The sequence below is a fragment of the Chryseobacterium hilariae genome (assembly GCF_051400735.1).
Classification (GTDB): Bacteria; Bacteroidota; Bacteroidia; order Flavobacteriales; family Weeksellaceae; genus Chryseobacterium.
In genome coordinates, this window is the sequence record NZ_JBLFFJ010000003.1 from 157,095 (window position 1) to 172,196 (window position 15,102).

Genomic DNA, 15,102 nt, shown 5'->3' on the forward strand with positions numbered 1-15,102 from the left:
CTCTCACACGAGTCGTTTTTTAATTTACCCCATAAAAAAAGAGACTATCATATGATGACAGTCTCTTTCTTATTTTTATTGTATTCTGAATTTTAGAATAACTCTTTTCTGATAATATTCTGGCTTCTTTCAGGACCTACAGAAACCAAATATACGTTGATTCCCAAGTACTCCTCAATGAATTCGATGTACTTCTGAGCGCTATCCGGAAGTTCGTCATAGCTTCTTACTTTTGTAAGATCTTCGTTCCATCCCGGTAAATCGTGATAGATTGGCTCGTAGTTGTATAACTTCTCAGTTGAAGAAGTGAAATAATCGATGATTTTTCCGTCCTCAGTTTTATAATGGGTTACAATCTTTAAGTTTTCGATTCCTGTAAGAACGTCTAACTTTGTAATAACCAGGTTATTGATTCCGTTGATCATACAAGCGTGCTTTAAAGAAACAAGGTCTAGCCAGCCTGTTCTTCTTGGTCTGCCGGTTGTAGCTCCAAATTCACCACCGATCTGTCTGATTTTTTCTCCTAATTCGTTATCCAGCTCGGAAGGGAAAGGCCCGTTTCCTACTCTTGTACAATAGGCTTTGGCAACACCGATAAGGTTTTGAAGTGAAGTCGGCGGTACACCGGCTCCTGTACAAACACCTCCTGTAGAAGGTGAAGAAGAAGTTACGTACGGATATGTCCCGAAGTCGATATCCAGCATCAATGCCTGAGCTCCTTCGAATAAAACATTTTTACCGTCTCTGATAGCCTCATTCAATTCAACTTCTGTATCTACGATTCTGTCCTGAAGCTGTTTTCCGATGGCTAAAAATTCATTATAAATTTCCTCTACATCCAGTGTTGGCTTTCCGTAGTATTTTTCAAAAAGAGAATTTTTAACTTTTAAGTTTTTCTCAATTTTGTCTCTTAAGATTTCAGGGTTTAAAAGGTCTACCATTCTAATCCCGATTCTTGCGATCTTATCTTCATAACATGGCCCGATTCCTTTCTTAGTAGTCCCGATCTGAGTTCCTCCGTGTTCTTCTTCACGGTACGTATCCAAAAGAATGTGGTAAGGCATGATCACATGCGCTCTTCTGCTGATAAAAATGTGGTCAGTTCTCAAGCCTTTGCTTTCAATCTGGCCAACCTCTTTAATGAAAGATTTTGGGTTTACCACTACTCCATTAGCAATGATACACTTCCCTTTGCACTGCAGTACACCAGAAGGAAGAAGGTGAAGTACAAATTTTTCTTCGCCTACATAAACCGTGTGACCAGCGTTGTCTCCACCTTGGAAACGAACAACATAATCCGATTTAGCCGATAAAACATCCGTGATTTTTCCTTTACCTTCATCTCCATACTGAAGACCTACAACTACGTAAGTTGACATATTTTACTTTTATTTTAGATTCATGCAAAATTACTTTTTAAAAATAGGGTGGGCAAATTATGAGAGAAATTTATTTTTTTGTAGAGTGAAAATCATGTGCTTATTATATAAAAATTTCTTTATCATGATAGACGGTCCAAAATATTTCATGTAAAAAAGGAAATTATTAATTCAGTATCTTTGATTGTCATCTGAAACAACAAAGACAACCCAATATGGCATCACAAAAATCATCCTTTCTCTCCCCATCTTCCTCAAGCGAAGTAAAGCTCTTCCACACTCTATTCACTCCCGATGCAGTTCCTGTAAAAGCTACTATGCTCATCATTCACGGTATGCAGGAACACAGCGGAAGATATGCTGAAATTGCCAGTTATTTTGCCGACCGGGGTTTGGCTGTAATCACCTATGATCATCTGGGACATGGAAAATCTGTGAAAGACAAAAAAGACATCGGGTTTTTCCAGCTGGACCAACCTGATGAAAAACTTATTTCAGATGCTGAAGCAGTGAGTAAATATCTTCACCAACAATATCCGGATGTTCCCCACTTCGTTCTTGGACATTCTATGGGATCATTTGTTACACGTTGTCTTCTTCAGAAAATCGGCAGCCAATTTACCGGAGCTGTTATTACAGGAACAGGAGGCCCCCTGACCGGCATCAGTCTGATAAAAGGTTATCTTTCATTAGCGAACAAAATAGCACCGCATTATCCGACTTATCTCAATACTCTTTTCAATATTGTCAATAACAAGCATTTTAAAAAAGATCCGGATTTCAGTGATACAAGCTGGCTCAGCCTGAACCCGGCCAACAGAAAAGCTTTTTCTGAAGACGGGCTTTGCGGACTTCCTTTTACCAATAACGCGTTTTATGCGCTGTTCAGTATTTACAAAAAGGCTACAGCAAGAAGCTGGGCAAACACTATTTCAAAGTCTTTTCCTTTTCTGTTTATCAGCGGACAGAATGATCCGATAGGTGATTTCAGCAAAGGCGTGTTACAGACCGTCAATCATTTGAAGCAGGATGGATTTAAAGATGTAAATACGAAAATCTATCCCGAAATGCGACATGAAATATTAAATGAGGAAATCCGGGAAGATGTCTTCAATGATATATACCAGTGGATTTTAAAGCATTTATAACATTATCGTGTCATCAGTGAATCTGTGGGAATTTTTCAACCAATGCAATCTCTATTGTCATTGCGAACCGCAGGTGAAGCAATCTAATTCTATTCCATGTCAACATTAGAAGAGATTGCTTCGTCGCTACGCTCCTCGCAATGACAAAAATACCACGTAGGCATCTGCCCAATCTGCAAAATCCGCGAGAGCATAAAACACCAGGATATAATGCTTCTATTTAATCTAAAACAATCTCCCTTTCCACCCCGATTTCCTCAAGAAATATCTCATCATGCGAAATCACCAACAGTGTTCCTTTATAATCTTTAATAGATGCGGTTAAAATTTCCACGTTCTGCAGATCCAAATTATTCGTCGGCTCATCCAGGATCATAACATCAGGCGCTGTACTGCTTATAGAAAGTCCGCAGAGAAGCAGTCTCAAACGTTCTCCTCCGCTCAGCACTCCACATTTCTTATCCCAGGCTTCTTTTCCAAACAGAAATCTGGACAACAGAGTTTTCACTTCAGATTCCTGCATTGCACCATTATTAAATTGCTGTACAAAATCATAGACACTAACTTCCTGTCCAATCAAGAAATATTCCTGATCAACGTAAATCGTATTAAATTCTGATCTCGAAATATCTCCAACAGTTGGTTGCAAACCTCCCAACAACAGTTTTATCAAAGTTGTTTTCCCCGATCCGTTTGAGCCCTTGATAGAAATTCTGTTACCACTCCTGATCTCAAGACTTATGTTATTTTTCCAGAGGTTTTCATGTCCGTATTTGAAATTAATATCTTCCGCACTGATCAGAATTTTTCCGGAATGCAGATTGGAATCATTGAAATTCACTTTCATCTGATCGGAATTTTTCAGTGAAGAACGCAGATCGCGAAGATCACCGGAAATACCGCTGATTTTTTCAGCATGAACACCTTTTAATCTGGAAGTGTTTTTTTCAGCATTATTCCGGAGAGTATTCATCATAATTCTCGCTACGCCGGATTTTTCCTGCTTCTGTTTTCCTCTTGCATCCAGTTTCTGTTTGCGTTCTATCGTTTCCCGCTCCTTTTCTTTTGCCTTTTTCAGGGCCCTTTCCTTAGCATGAATATCGTTCTGGAGGGCTTCCTGCTCTATTTCTTTCTGTTCAGCATAAAAGTCATAATTTCCACCATAGGTAGAAATTCCCTGATTGCTTAATTCAAAAATAGCATCGACCAAATTCAGCAAAGTACGGTCATGACTCACAATCACAACAGTCGAATTTGTTTTTTCAATAAAATTATATAACAGATTTCGTCCTTCCAGATCGAGGTGATTCGTAGGCTCATCCAGAATAATAATGTCCGGCTGACTGATCTGAATACCAGCCAGAAAAACCTTTGTTTTCTGTCCTCCGCTTAAGCTTTCCAGTTTTTGACTTAATTCCAGGTCTTCAAGCTTCCAGTAATTTAATGCATTCTGGCAGCGTTCCTCAATGTCCCAGTCGTCATTTAAAATTTCAAAATAGGCTTCATCCACTTCGCCACTTGCGATCTTTTGAAGAGCATTCAGCTTTTTATCAATTTTAAGACATTCAGCAACAGTCAGATGATCAAAATTTCCAAACATCTGCGGAACATTGTATACATCACCCTTAACAGTTACATTTCCTTCCAAAGGTTGAATCTCCTGACCCATAATCTTCAGGAGTGTAGATTTCCCAATACCGTTGCTTCCTGCTAATGCCGATACGGTGTGAGGTTGTATGGTTAAATTAATTGAATTAAAAAGGAGATCCCCTCCCGGAAACCCGTAAGTTATATTTTGAAGTAAAATCATTATTTCTTTCTTAGTAATAGTTAAACATCAGCAGCGCTTTGGCCACTGTTTGATAAAATCGGAAAGAAATTGAATCCTACATGTCGTATAATTAGGTTTTAGAAATGCAAAGATATAAAATTATTAATTATTCATTTTTTTCATATAAAAAACATTAAATCTTCATATAAAAAACTAATGTAAATAACTCAAAAGCCTAATATTTTTACAATGAGATAAATTATGGGATCAGAATTCCATTTATGTAAAGGACCTGTAAACTGAAGATTTTCCTGGATGTTTTACGTTAATTAAAGTTTTTAAAGATGAATTATCTCAAGATAATCTTTTTAAATGATATGTTTATTAAATCCGGAATAAAAGTACAAAAGATTTTAATCAAAAATCCGTAACTTTGCCGACTACTAAAATTTTTTATGGAAAGCATTAAAGTTCACGACAAAACTTTCGTTCCTTATCTGAAGGACGCCGAAATTCAGGAAATTGTAAAAGAAACAGCGTTAAGGATTTATGAAGATTACAAAGACGAGGTTCCTGTTTTCATCGGGGTTCTGAACGGGGTGATCATGTTCTTCTCAGATCTTTTAAAATACTATCCGGGCGAATGCGAAATTGCTTTCATCCAAATGAGTTCGTATGCAGGAACAGAGTCTACAGGGATTGTTTACCAGAAAATGGAGCTGACTAAAGACGTAAAAGACCGTCACATTATTCTTGTAGAAGATATTGTGGATACAGGAAATACGGTTGAGAGTCTGTTCAAATATTTCACGGAAACACAGCGTCCGAAATCTGTAAAGCTGGCTTCATTCTTACTGAAGCCTGATGTTTACAAAAAAGATTTCAAGCTGGATTATATCGGAAAAGAGATTCCAAATAAATTTGTTCTTGGTTATGGTCTTGATTATGATGAATTAGGGAGAAACCTTTCAAATCTGTATCAGCTGGAAGAGGGACAGATCAACCATTAATTACTGCTACTAGCTTTTGGCTATTAGCCATTAGCTTTAAATATTAAAATCGAAATAAAGTAAATATTAACTAAAAAAGCTAAAGGCTGAAAGCTTAGTGCCGGAAGCTGCAAGCGAATCAACATTATGATAAACATTGTTCTGTTCGGCCCTCCAGGAAGTGGAAAAGGAACGCAAGCTCAAAACCTGATCGAAAAATTCAATTTAAAACAGATTTCAACAGGCGACCTTTTCAGATACAACATGAAAAATGATACCGAGCTTGGAAAACTGGCTAAGTCTTACATCGATAAGGGAGAACTGGTTCCGGATCAGGTAACAACGGATATGCTGATCGATGAGCTCAGAAAACCTACCGATACCAACGGATTTATCTTTGATGGCTATCCAAGAACTACTGCCCAGACGGAAGCTTTGGAAAAAATTGTGGCAGAAGAGCTGAACGACAAGATTGATATCTGTCTTTCATTGGTGGTAGAGGACAAAACTTTAGTGGAAAGACTTCTGAAAAGAGGGGAAACCAGCGGAAGATCTGACGACAGCAATGTAGAAATCATTGAAAACAGAATTAAAGAATATTACACTAAAACAGCAGAAGTTGCCGAACTTTACAAGCAGCAGGGAAAATATGTTGAAGTAAACGGCGTAGGAGAAATTGACGAAATTTCCCAAAAGCTTTTCGCTGAAGTCGAAAAAATTAAATAATCGGGATAGGGTGTACGGGATTGGAAAAATTCGAATCCCATAAGCCGCAACCCGCAACACAAACTATATGTCTAACTTTGTAGATTACGTAAAGATCCATTGTAAAAGCGGACACGGAGGTGCTGGTTCTGCCCACCTCCGCCGTGAAAAATATATTCCTAAAGGTGGTCCGGATGGAGGTGACGGAGGCCGTGGCGGACACGTCATTATGAGAGGAAATGCTCAGGAATGGACTTTACTTCCACTTCGATACACCCGTCACATAAAAGCTGACCGTGGTGAAAACGGAGCGAAAAACCAGCTGACCGGTGCTGACGGTGATGATATTTATATCGATGTTCCGATTGGAACTATCGCGAAAAATGAAGATGGAGAAATTATCGGCGAAATCCTTGAAGACAAGCAGGAAATTATCTTGATGCAGGGAGGAAAAGGAGGAAAAGGAAACGAGCATTTCAAATCTTCTACCAACCAGACTCCAAGATACGCGCAACCGGGAATGGATGGCGAGGAAGGCTTTGTTGTTTTCGAGCTTAAAATTTTAGCCGATGTAGGGTTAGTCGGTTTTCCAAATGCCGGAAAATCTACCCTTCTTGCGTCCGTATCTGCTGCAAAACCTAAGATCGCGAATTATGCATTTACAACTCTGACCCCCAATCTTGGTATCGTGGACTACAGAAATTACAAATCATTTGTAATGGCTGATATTCCGGGAATCATTGAAGGCGCTGCTGAAGGAAAAGGTTTGGGACACAGGTTTTTAAGACATATTGAAAGAAATTCCATCTTATTATTCTTAATTCCGGCTGATTCTGAAAGTCATTTCCAGGAGTTTAAAATTCTGGAAAATGAATTAACGGAATACAATCCTGAACTTTTGGATAAAGATTTCATCATTTCTATTTCAAAATCCGATCTTCTGGATGATGAGCTGAAAAAAGAAATTTCTGCTGAATTCCCTGAAAACAGAAAGCCGTTATTTTTCTCCGGCGTTACGGGAGAAGGCCTTGTAGAACTGAAAGACGCAATCTGGAAAAAACTTCACGGCTAAAAGATGATACACTCATTAAAAAAAATAACAGCACCTGCTGTTATTTTTGTTTCATTTCTCCTGCCTGCCCTGACTTATGCTCAGGACAGCTTTTCATTCATGGAAACATCCAAACAGGATGAGGCGGCTCCTTTAAACCATAAGGCATTCTTTAAGTATGAGTTCAACAAGAGGTTGAAATATAAACTTACTTACAAGAAGGCCGAGGGTCATGGTACGGATAATGAGGTGAGCGATATTATAGAATATTACACAAATGAAACGGATCTCTCTGTTCTGTATTTTAACAACAGTAGAAATGGGATTATTTATAATTTAAACAAAAAAACCAATCCTGTACTTCCTGTTTCCATCAAGGATGAAAGTAAAGAGATCAAACCCGGAAATTTTGATTATTTCACCGGTGACATTCCTTTGGAGTCGGAAATAGCTGAAATCAGGAAAAGGAAAAAGGTAAAAACCGATCAGATATTAGAACTGGTTGAAAAGAAAGCTGAAAATAACCTAACTCATTATAAGTACAATCTTATCCGCAATAATAAAACAAAAACGAATCTGGGAATCATTGAACTGGATGTGACCAACAGCGATGAGGATTTCAACAACAATATCCTTTATGACATGGAACCTTTGTTCTTCAAAAATAAAATCATGTTTGACAAAGGCGAAATAAAAAACTATTCCCATTACAGCTCTTCAAAAAAGAGAACAAAGCATTATGAATCAATCGATAACGATTCTGTACTGCTAAGATTATCATTCACCAAAGGCTGTTGTGTTTCATCTCTGGAATAGCTTCTACTGAGACTGTTCTGCATTTGGAATAATTATTGAAAGAAACCAGAGAAAGCATCCGCTATGAAATATATACTAAGTCTTTGTGCATTTATATTCTTATTTTCCTGCACAACCCAGAAAACCGATTCAAAATATGCTAAAATTGAATATGAAGCAGGAGCATGTTTCGGATCCTGCCCTATTTTCACGATGACCATCAATCCGGACAGAACAGCCATACTGGAAGCGGAACATTTTAATTTCTCAAAAGATTTTTCAAAAGGTGAATTTTCAAAACCGCGTGAAGGAACTTTTAAAGGGGTGATCAAGGAAGCAGATTATAACAAATTGGTTTCTCTACTGAATGGTCTTGACGTGAAAAATCTAAAAGACAAATACGGAACAAGAAATATTACGGATCTGTCGACATCATATCTGAGAATTAATTTTACTGACGGAACTTCCAAAAACGTAGAAGACTACGGCAAAAGAGGAACTGAAAAACTGAGAGAAGTGTATATGTTCATTGAAGAACTGAGACACAATCAACAGTGGACAAAAGTAAAATAATCCGTTTAAAAATATTTAGACTACCTTTGCATCGTATAATTCCTTCACATTGAGGGAATTTTATTTTAAATTAAAAAAACAGTTCATTTGAATTTTACAGACCTAAACTTAATAGAACCTATTGCAAAAGCAATTGAAGAACAGGGATATACTAATCCCACGCCCATTCAGGAGAGATCTATCCCTGAAATCTTAAAAGGCAGCGACTTTTTAGGATGTGCACAGACAGGAACAGGAAAGACAGCGGCGTTTGCTATTCCTATTCTTCAGAATTTATCAAAAAACAAGACCAAAAATAATCATATAAAAGCCCTGATCTTAACGCCGACAAGAGAACTTGCCATACAGATCGAGGAAAATATTAATGCATACGGGAAATACCTGCCGCTAAAACAGCTCGTTATTTTCGGAGGTGTAAAACAGGGAAATCAGGAGGCTGCCTTAAGAAAAGGCATCGATATTCTGGTAGCAACCCCCGGCAGACTTCTGGATTTTATCGCTCAGGGTATCATCAGCTTAAAGAATATTGAAATCTTTGTTCTAGATGAGGCAGACAGAATGCTTGATATGGGCTTTGTACATGATGTAAAAAGAGTCATCAAACTTCTTCCGCAGAGAAGACAGACTTTATTCTTTTCAGCGACAATGCCTTCTGAAATCCAGAAACTGGCAGACTCTATCCTGAATAATCCTGTAAAAGTAGAAGTAACTCCGGTTTCTTCCACTGCAGAAACGATCAAGCAATCGGTTTATTTTGTTGAAAAAGACAATAAGCTGAACCTTCTTTCCCATATTTTAGAGAACGATATTGCAGATTCTGTACTGGTATTTTCGAGAACGAAACACGGTGCTGACAAAATTGCAAGAAAACTGCAGAAGGATAATATCTCAGCAGAGGCTATTCATGGGAATAAATCTCAAAATGCAAGGCAGAATGCCCTAAATAATTTTAAATCCGGAAAAACAAGGATTCTGGTCGCTACAGACATCGCTGCAAGAGGTATTGATATCGATGAACTTAAATATGTGATCAATTTCGAACTTTCTGATGTTTCTGAAACGTATGTTCATAGAATCGGAAGAACGGGAAGAGCGGGAGCTGAAGGATCTTCAATTTCTTTCGTAGACAATCTTGACCTTTTAAATTTAAGAAATACGGAGAAACTGATCGGGAAGAAAATTCCCGTAGTAAAAGATCATCCTTTCCATACTGATAACCTGGTAGCACAGAAAAGGGATTCTAATAATAAACCTATGGCAGCCGGTGGCGACAGGAGACCTCCAAGATCTCCAAAACCACAGAATAATAACAATAAGCCTGCAGGCAGCACTCCAACGAGTTTCAAGAAGCCTAAGAATAAAAATTTCACCAGAAAAAAATAATACGAAAGCCCTTTCCAACGAAAGGGCTTTTTATGTTTACAAGCTAATTGATAGAATGGTTTTCATTACCATCAATTCTCTTCTTTTACACCAAATAATTGATGGGCATTTTCAGTAGTTATCGCATCAATTTCAGAAAAATCCTTTCCATAGATATTCACCAGTTTTCCGGCTACGAGGTCCAGGTAAGAGCTTTCATTTCTTTTTCCTCTGTGCGGAACCGGGGCCAGATAAGGTGAATCTGTTTCCAGGACGATCTTATCTAGAGGAATTTCGTTCAGAAACTGATCTATTTTCCCGTTTTTGAATGTAACCACTCCGCCTATTCCCAATATAAAATTAAGGTCTATGGCACGTTTTGCCTGTTCCAGATCTCCTGAAAAGCAGTGGAAAATCCCACGAAGCTTCGGGTGTTTTTTTCTTTCAAGGACCTCGAATGTTTCATCGAAGCTTTCTCTTGTATGGATCACGATAGGAAGATCCTTTTCTATGGCCCAGTCGATTTGCTGTTCAAAAGCCTTAATCTGGATATCCAGCGTTGTTTTATCCCAATAAAGGTCGATCCCAATCTCTCCTATCGCCGGAAAATCCTTTTCTTCCAGGTAATTTTTAACAATATCAAGCTCTTTTTGCCAGGATTCAGGTTTTACATAGCATGGATGAAGTCCCATCATGGAAATGATCTGTCCTGGGTATTCAGATTCCAGCTGCAGCATCTTTTCATGGGATTCCGAATCAATGGCAGGAAGATAAAATTTTGTGATTCCTTTATCTATAGCTCTTTGAATAGCTTCTTTTCTGTCATCATCAAACTCTTCAGCGTATAAATGGGTATGTGTATCAATCATTGTCTTAAAATTTTAACAGATCTTCATACGGGTTTTTCAAATCCATCAGTAAACCGAAAGCCGGTTCAGTCTTAATTCCCTGTTTCTTAAGTTCTATTATTTTATGTTTAAAATCTGTTCCTTTTTGTTTTAATATTCTATATTCAGCCAGCATATGACGGTAAGCATTCTGTTCAAGTGAGGGTTTGTTCTGTCCGAAAATCTCTATTGGAAATTCTTCCAGCATAAAGTTCAGAATAATGCTTTTTTCTCCGTTAACAATGATATTCTCAATTTTCACTTCAATATCTGCAGAAATTAATCGGTTAGACATGATGTCATTTAGAAAATCTTCTTCAAATTCAAGATCAACTTCACAAATGATATCCAGATCACTGTTTTCAATATCAATTTCAATCGGAATTGTTCCGGCAAGAATTGGAGAATAGGGCTTTAATTTCTCAAAGACCTGATATTTTTCAAGAACTTCATAAGCTCTTTTCTGTTTTTCGTTTCCTGATTTCAAATAACTGAGGTTCGTGAAATCAATCATTTATAAAAATTTTATGCCTTACTTTTTCCCTCTGGGACTCAATTCTACGGTCTAATTTCTCTCTAAACTCGATATACTTTGGATCCTTATCATCATCAGTTCTATGTTCCAGTGCTTTATTAATCTTAAAATTTTCTTTGATAAAACTTTTTGTTTCATCAGAAAAATAGGCTTCCCCGAATTTATCAAAGATGTAATTGACCGCCTGCGATGTCGGATGGATCATATCTTCCTTATAAAAACGGTAATCACGAAGATCATCCATCATTATTTCATAAACAGGCAGATAATGGCAGTTTTCCAGCTGCAAAAGCGCTTCATGCACAGCAGTGATCAGTTTGGATTTGCTGAGTTGATTCTCACTCATTCCATCCTTAGTATGACGTACGGGTGACACGGTAAACAGGATCTGTACATCATCCCTGCAGATATCTTTCAGGTTTAAAACCGTATTGTAGATGGAATCTGTAAGTTCCTGATGGGAAAGCAACCGTTTTTCAAAAAACTTCTGTGGGATTTTGTGACAGTTGGCAGCTAGTTTTTTCTTTGGGATAAATTCATAAATAAATGAAGTTCCGTACGTGATAATCACCCAACCTGCATCCTGCAGAAACCTGTTTCCCACTTCTATTCCCGCATTGATTCTTTCCAGAGTTTGATGGACGTATCTTCTGTCGAAGCTGCTGTGGTGGTCCAGGGAGATAAATTCGTCATTAAAAGTGATCAGCTCATCTTCTGTATAAAACTCTGAATCATGAAGCCTTTTAACGGCATTACTGATCGAAAACGGATTAAAAATAGTTCCGAACGGATTATTGACCGTCTGAAGCTGTCCCTGACCCAGCAAATCTGTCATTTCTGAAGCAAAACAGGATCCTATTGAAAATATTTTATCTTCAACATCAATCTTTTTTTCTGACTCGGGAATGTCAACTTCAGTTCTGAATTTCATTAATATGGGATTAGGGCTTAGAAATCAAGGCTCAGGAAACTGCTATCAACAACCCTAGACCTAATTCCTACTACCTTTCTTTAGCTTTCTCTTCTCAACAGATAATTAGCCAGCTCTATAAAAGGCTTCTTTTTTTCTTCAGGAATATTGATCTTCTCCAGGTAGCTTTGTCCTATTTCGTTATGCTTTTCGATCAGGCGCAATGCTTTTTCATCCACTTTGGCTCTTCTGAAGATCTTTTCTACTCCATATACTTTATCAATATTATCGGTTTTCTTGCCGTACCAATGGTCTAGTTCCCTTCTTTCTTCCTCTGTGGCATGTTCTCTGGCTAAAAGATAGAGCACCGTTTTTTTATTTTCATAAATATCCCCGGCATGCTTCTTTCCAAACTGAGCCTGGTCTCCAAATACATCAAGATAATCATCCATGATCTGGAAAGCAATACCGATATGTTTTCCAAAATTGAATATAGCTTTGGCATCTTTAAAATTAGCTTTTGCAATAAGTGCTCCTATTTCAAAGGAAGATGCGCTCAGAACTCCTGTTTTATAAGTAATCATTCTGATGTAGTCATCATACGTTACATTCTCCTGAGTTTCAAAATTGATATCGTACTGCTGTCCCTCACAAAGAAGAAGTCCTGTATGGGTAAAAATCCTGATACATGCCTTGAAAATTTCAGGCTCAAGATCTTCAAAAAACTTATAAGCTTTCAGCATCAGTCCGTCACCGGAAAGAATCCCCACATTGATGCCATGAAGGGTATGGATAGTAGGTTTATTCCTTCTTAAAGGAGCCTCATCCATAATATCGTCATGGATAAGAGTGAAGTTATGGAAAAATTCAATGGCCAGTGCAGGTTTTATTGCCTGTTTAAGATCTCCTCCGAACAGATCGCAGGCCATCAGTACCATAATAGGACGAAGACGCTTTCCGCCATGGGAAATGATGTAGTTCATCGGATCATAGAGTTCTGCGGGCTTGTCTTTGAAAGTATACTTAGTAATGGCTTCAGCAACAATCTGCTGGTATCTGTCTAAAAATTCCATAAAATCTAATAGTTTGAACAAAAATACAATTTTTCGAGGCTTTATAAAACAAAAAACTTCGTCCCGAAGGACAAAGTTTATATTATTTGTTGAACTTTTAAATTAAGTCAGAAATGTTACTATAAGGTAAGTAATTCCTGCAACAATTGCTGAAATTGGGATTGTAAGTACCCAAGCCCAAAGAAGGCTTACTGTGATTCCCCATCTTACAGCAGAAACCCTTTTCGTTAATCCAACACCGATGATAGAACCTGTAATCGTATGCGTGGTAGATACAGGAATACCAAAGTGATCCGTGATGAATAATGTGATTGCTCCCGCAGTTTCAGCACTTACTCCTTCAAGAGAAGTTACTTTTGTAATTTTAGTTCCCATCGTTTTGATGATCTTCCATCCTCCGCTCATAGTTCCTAAACCAATTGCAAGGAAAGAAACTAAAGGAACCCAAAGGTAATGTTCCGCAAAGTAATCAAACCTTCCTGCTGAAGGAATGTTCAGGTATACGGGATCCTGCAGCATCTCAACATGATAGTAGATCAGGGCCGCCCCGATGATTCCCATTACTTTCTGGGCATCATTCAGTCCGTGTCCTAAGCTGAATAAAGCTGAAGAAGCCAGCTGTAATCTTTTGAAAGACTGATCTGCCTTATGCGGATTTGACTTTTTGTATAAGTGAACAATGATTAACGTAATAATGATTGAAATAATCATCCCTATTACCGGTGCCATAAAAATGAACAGGAAAATAGGAATTACTTTGTCAAATTTTACAACACTCTGTGTCGTTACCTGATGAAGAGCATGCTTGCATGTCTCAAAGAAGCCTAAATTGGGTTGTGCTGCTACCACATCATGATAGTCCAGCATGAAAGCATTCATCAGTGCTGCTCCCAAAAATCCACCAATTAAGGTATGTGACGATGAGGAAGGGATTCCAAACCACCACGTTAAAAGGTTCCATGCAATAGCTGCGATAAGACCTGAAAATATAACTTCAAGGTTGATAAAATTCTCATTAACGGTTTTGGCAATGGTATTACCAATTTTAAATTCGCCAATAATATAGGCTGCAATAAAAAATGCTGCGAAGTTCCAGAGTGCTGCCCAAAGTACAGCCTGAAAAGGAGTTAAAACCTTTGTAGAAACAATAGTTGCAATTGAATTGGCTGCATCATGAAAACCATTAATATAATCGAAAATTAAAGCCAAAGCAATAATAACCGTAAGTAAAATCGGAAATTCCATTTCTGTGAGTTATAATTGTTTAAGCGTATTTAATCATGATGTTCTCAATTGTATTGGCAACATCTTCTGCCTTGTCAGTTACTATTTCAAGATAATTAAGTACAGATGAAACTTTGATAATGTTAATGGCATCATTAGTTTCAAAAAGATCTACCATTGAGTTGGAAAGCAGATCATCTGCAATGTTTTCAATAGAGTTTACTTTGATGCACGCTTCTTTTACCTGGTCCATATTCTTAAAGCCTTTAAGGTTTTTCATAGCATTCTGGATCTCAAGACAAGCTTTGTGGATCAATAATGAAAAATCTGAATAAGCCTTCATTTCAGGCGATTTGTATAGGAAGATGTATTTTGTGGAAGCGTAGATGTAATCAGCGATATCATCAAGGCCGGTTGCCAGGGTGTGAATATCTTCACGGTCGAACGGCGTAATGAAGTTTTTTCCTAATTCAACAAAGATCTCATGGGTAAGTTCGTCGTTTTTATGCTCGTAGTCACTCATTCTTTTTAACATTGTATCATCGTTAAGATCGAAATCTTTGATACCGTGATTAAAGTCTTCAGACATTGCCACTAGGTTCTCCGTTACTTTTTCAAAAAGCACAAAGAAGATTTTATCTTTTGGTTGAAAAGCGTGGAAAATATTACCAATTCCCATTTTTATGTATTTATAATTTGA

At 37.7% G+C, this 15,102-nt stretch carries 15 protein-coding genes; 7 read left to right on the forward strand and 8 right to left on the reverse strand.

The genetic code is table 11. The features are described 5' to 3' along the window. Positions 1 to 92: 92 nt before the first annotated feature. Positions 93 to 1,379 (reverse strand): adenylosuccinate synthase, encoded by a 1,287-nt coding sequence (locus tag ACMGDK_RS10220; RefSeq protein WP_436807860.1) that lies wholly within the window; start codon positions 1,377 to 1,379, stop codon positions 93 to 95. A gap of 215 nt (positions 1,380 to 1,594) precedes the next feature. On the opposite strand from ACMGDK_RS10220, the gene ACMGDK_RS10225 reads away from it, so the two are divergent. Continuing rightward, entirely contained in the window at positions 1,595 to 2,527 is a 933-nt protein-coding gene (locus tag ACMGDK_RS10225) for an alpha/beta fold hydrolase (RefSeq protein ID WP_436807861.1), read from the forward strand. Positions 2,528 to 2,747: 220 nt separating this feature from the next. On the opposite strand, the gene ACMGDK_RS10230 is transcribed toward ACMGDK_RS10225, so the two are convergent. Beyond that, positions 2,748 to 4,337, reverse strand: a complete 1,590-nt coding sequence (locus ACMGDK_RS10230; RefSeq protein WP_436807862.1) for an ABC-F family ATP-binding cassette domain-containing protein — start codon at positions 4,335 to 4,337, stop codon at positions 2,748 to 2,750. Between the two features lie 416 nt (positions 4,338 to 4,753). On the opposite strand from ACMGDK_RS10230, the gene ACMGDK_RS10235 reads away from it, so the two are divergent. From ACMGDK_RS10235 to ACMGDK_RS10260, 6 genes are all read left to right on the forward strand, one after another. Next, a complete protein-coding gene (locus tag ACMGDK_RS10235) occupies positions 4,754 to 5,308 on the forward strand; it encodes a phosphoribosyltransferase (protein WP_223558909.1) in 555 nt (184 codons plus the stop codon). Between the two features lie 126 nt (positions 5,309 to 5,434). After that, positions 5,435 to 6,013 (forward strand): adenylate kinase, encoded by a 579-nt coding sequence (locus ACMGDK_RS10240; RefSeq protein WP_436807863.1) that lies wholly within the window; start codon positions 5,435 to 5,437, stop codon positions 6,011 to 6,013. Positions 6,014 to 6,080: 67 nt separating this feature from the next. Next, positions 6,081 to 7,064, forward strand: coding sequence for a GTPase ObgE (gene obgE, locus ACMGDK_RS10245; RefSeq protein ID WP_436807864.1), 984 nt, complete (start codon positions 6,081 to 6,083; stop codon positions 7,062 to 7,064). Between the two features lie 3 nt (positions 7,065 to 7,067). Then, positions 7,068 to 7,859 carry a hypothetical protein gene (locus ACMGDK_RS10250; protein ID WP_436807865.1) on the forward strand — a complete coding sequence of 264 codons (792 nt, stop codon included), beginning with the start codon at positions 7,068 to 7,070 and terminating at the stop codon, positions 7,857 to 7,859. A gap of 63 nt (positions 7,860 to 7,922) precedes the next feature. Next, a complete protein-coding gene (locus tag ACMGDK_RS10255; protein ID WP_436807866.1) occupies positions 7,923 to 8,411 on the forward strand; it encodes a DUF6438 domain-containing protein in 489 nt (162 codons plus the stop codon). 87 nt (positions 8,412 to 8,498) lie between these two features. Next, the gene (locus ACMGDK_RS10260) at positions 8,499 to 9,794 is read left to right on the forward strand and encodes a DEAD/DEAH box helicase (protein ID WP_436807867.1); all 1,296 of its coding nucleotides are present in this window, start codon (positions 8,499 to 8,501) and stop codon (positions 9,792 to 9,794) included. Positions 9,795 to 9,865: 71 nt separating this feature from the next. Here the strand turns inward: ACMGDK_RS10260 and ACMGDK_RS10265 are convergent, their stop codons facing one another. The 6 genes from ACMGDK_RS10265 to ACMGDK_RS10290 all read right to left on the reverse strand — a co-directional run bounded on the left by ACMGDK_RS10265 (position 9,866) and on the right by ACMGDK_RS10290 (position 15,081). Beyond that, entirely contained in the window at positions 9,866 to 10,642 is a 777-nt protein-coding gene (locus tag ACMGDK_RS10265; RefSeq protein ID WP_436807868.1) for a TatD family hydrolase, read from the reverse strand. 4 nt (positions 10,643 to 10,646) lie between these two features. After that, positions 10,647 to 11,174, reverse strand: a complete 528-nt coding sequence (locus ACMGDK_RS10270; protein ID WP_436807869.1) for a DUF4269 domain-containing protein — start codon at positions 11,172 to 11,174, stop codon at positions 10,647 to 10,649. Beyond that, positions 11,167 to 12,126 (reverse strand): GSCFA domain-containing protein, encoded by a 960-nt coding sequence (locus ACMGDK_RS10275; RefSeq protein WP_436807870.1) that lies wholly within the window; start codon positions 12,124 to 12,126, stop codon positions 11,167 to 11,169. The genes ACMGDK_RS10270 and ACMGDK_RS10275 overlap by 8 nt, the downstream gene beginning before the upstream one ends. 80 nt (positions 12,127 to 12,206) lie before the next feature. Then, positions 12,207 to 13,178, reverse strand: a complete 972-nt coding sequence (locus tag ACMGDK_RS10280; protein WP_436808261.1) for a polyprenyl synthetase family protein — start codon at positions 13,176 to 13,178, stop codon at positions 12,207 to 12,209. A 102-nt stretch (positions 13,179 to 13,280) separates the two neighbouring features. Then, a complete protein-coding gene (locus tag ACMGDK_RS10285) occupies positions 13,281 to 14,423 on the reverse strand; it encodes an inorganic phosphate transporter (RefSeq protein ID WP_436807871.1) in 1,143 nt (380 codons plus the stop codon). Between the two features lie 19 nt (positions 14,424 to 14,442). Next, positions 14,443 to 15,081: a DUF47 domain-containing protein gene (locus ACMGDK_RS10290; protein ID WP_116013646.1), complete on the reverse strand. Its 639-nt coding sequence runs from the start codon at positions 15,079 to 15,081 to the stop codon at positions 14,443 to 14,445. Positions 15,082 to 15,102: the final 21 nt, after the last annotated feature.

Excerpts from the sequence above, each read along its gene's own strand:
- ACMGDK_RS10250 (WP_436807865.1), top strand. The coding sequence starts at position 7,068 with ATGATACACTCATTAAAAAAAATAACAGCACCTGCTGTTATTTTTGTT.
- ACMGDK_RS10275 (WP_436807870.1), bottom strand. The coding sequence starts at position 12,126 with ATGAAATTCAGAACTGAAGTTGACATTCCCGAGTCAGAAAAAAAGATT.
- ACMGDK_RS10280 (WP_436808261.1), bottom strand. The coding sequence starts at position 13,178 with ATGGAATTTTTAGACAGATACCAGCAGATTGTTGCTGAAGCCATTACT.
- ACMGDK_RS10270 (WP_436807869.1), bottom strand. The coding sequence starts at position 11,174 with ATGATTGATTTCACGAACCTCAGTTATTTGAAATCAGGAAACGAAAAA.
- ACMGDK_RS10225 (WP_436807861.1), top strand. The coding sequence starts at position 1,595 with ATGGCATCACAAAAATCATCCTTTCTCTCCCCATCTTCCTCAAGCGAA.
- ACMGDK_RS10290 (WP_116013646.1), bottom strand. The coding sequence starts at position 15,081 with ATGGGAATTGGTAATATTTTCCACGCTTTTCAACCAAAAGATAAAATC.
- ACMGDK_RS10220 (WP_436807860.1), bottom strand. The coding sequence starts at position 1,379 with ATGTCAACTTACGTAGTTGTAGGTCTTCAGTATGGAGATGAAGGTAAA.
- ACMGDK_RS10255 (WP_436807866.1), top strand. The coding sequence starts at position 7,923 with ATGAAATATATACTAAGTCTTTGTGCATTTATATTCTTATTTTCCTGC.
- ACMGDK_RS10235 (WP_223558909.1), top strand. The coding sequence starts at position 4,754 with ATGGAAAGCATTAAAGTTCACGACAAAACTTTCGTTCCTTATCTGAAG.
- ACMGDK_RS10230 (WP_436807862.1), bottom strand. The coding sequence starts at position 4,337 with ATGATTTTACTTCAAAATATAACTTACGGGTTTCCGGGAGGGGATCTC.
- obgE (WP_436807864.1), top strand. The coding sequence starts at position 6,081 with ATGTCTAACTTTGTAGATTACGTAAAGATCCATTGTAAAAGCGGACAC.
- ACMGDK_RS10240 (WP_436807863.1), top strand. The coding sequence starts at position 5,435 with ATGATAAACATTGTTCTGTTCGGCCCTCCAGGAAGTGGAAAAGGAACG.
- ACMGDK_RS10265 (WP_436807868.1), bottom strand. The coding sequence starts at position 10,642 with ATGATTGATACACATACCCATTTATACGCTGAAGAGTTTGATGATGAC.
- ACMGDK_RS10285 (WP_436807871.1), bottom strand. The coding sequence starts at position 14,423 with ATGGAATTTCCGATTTTACTTACGGTTATTATTGCTTTGGCTTTAATT.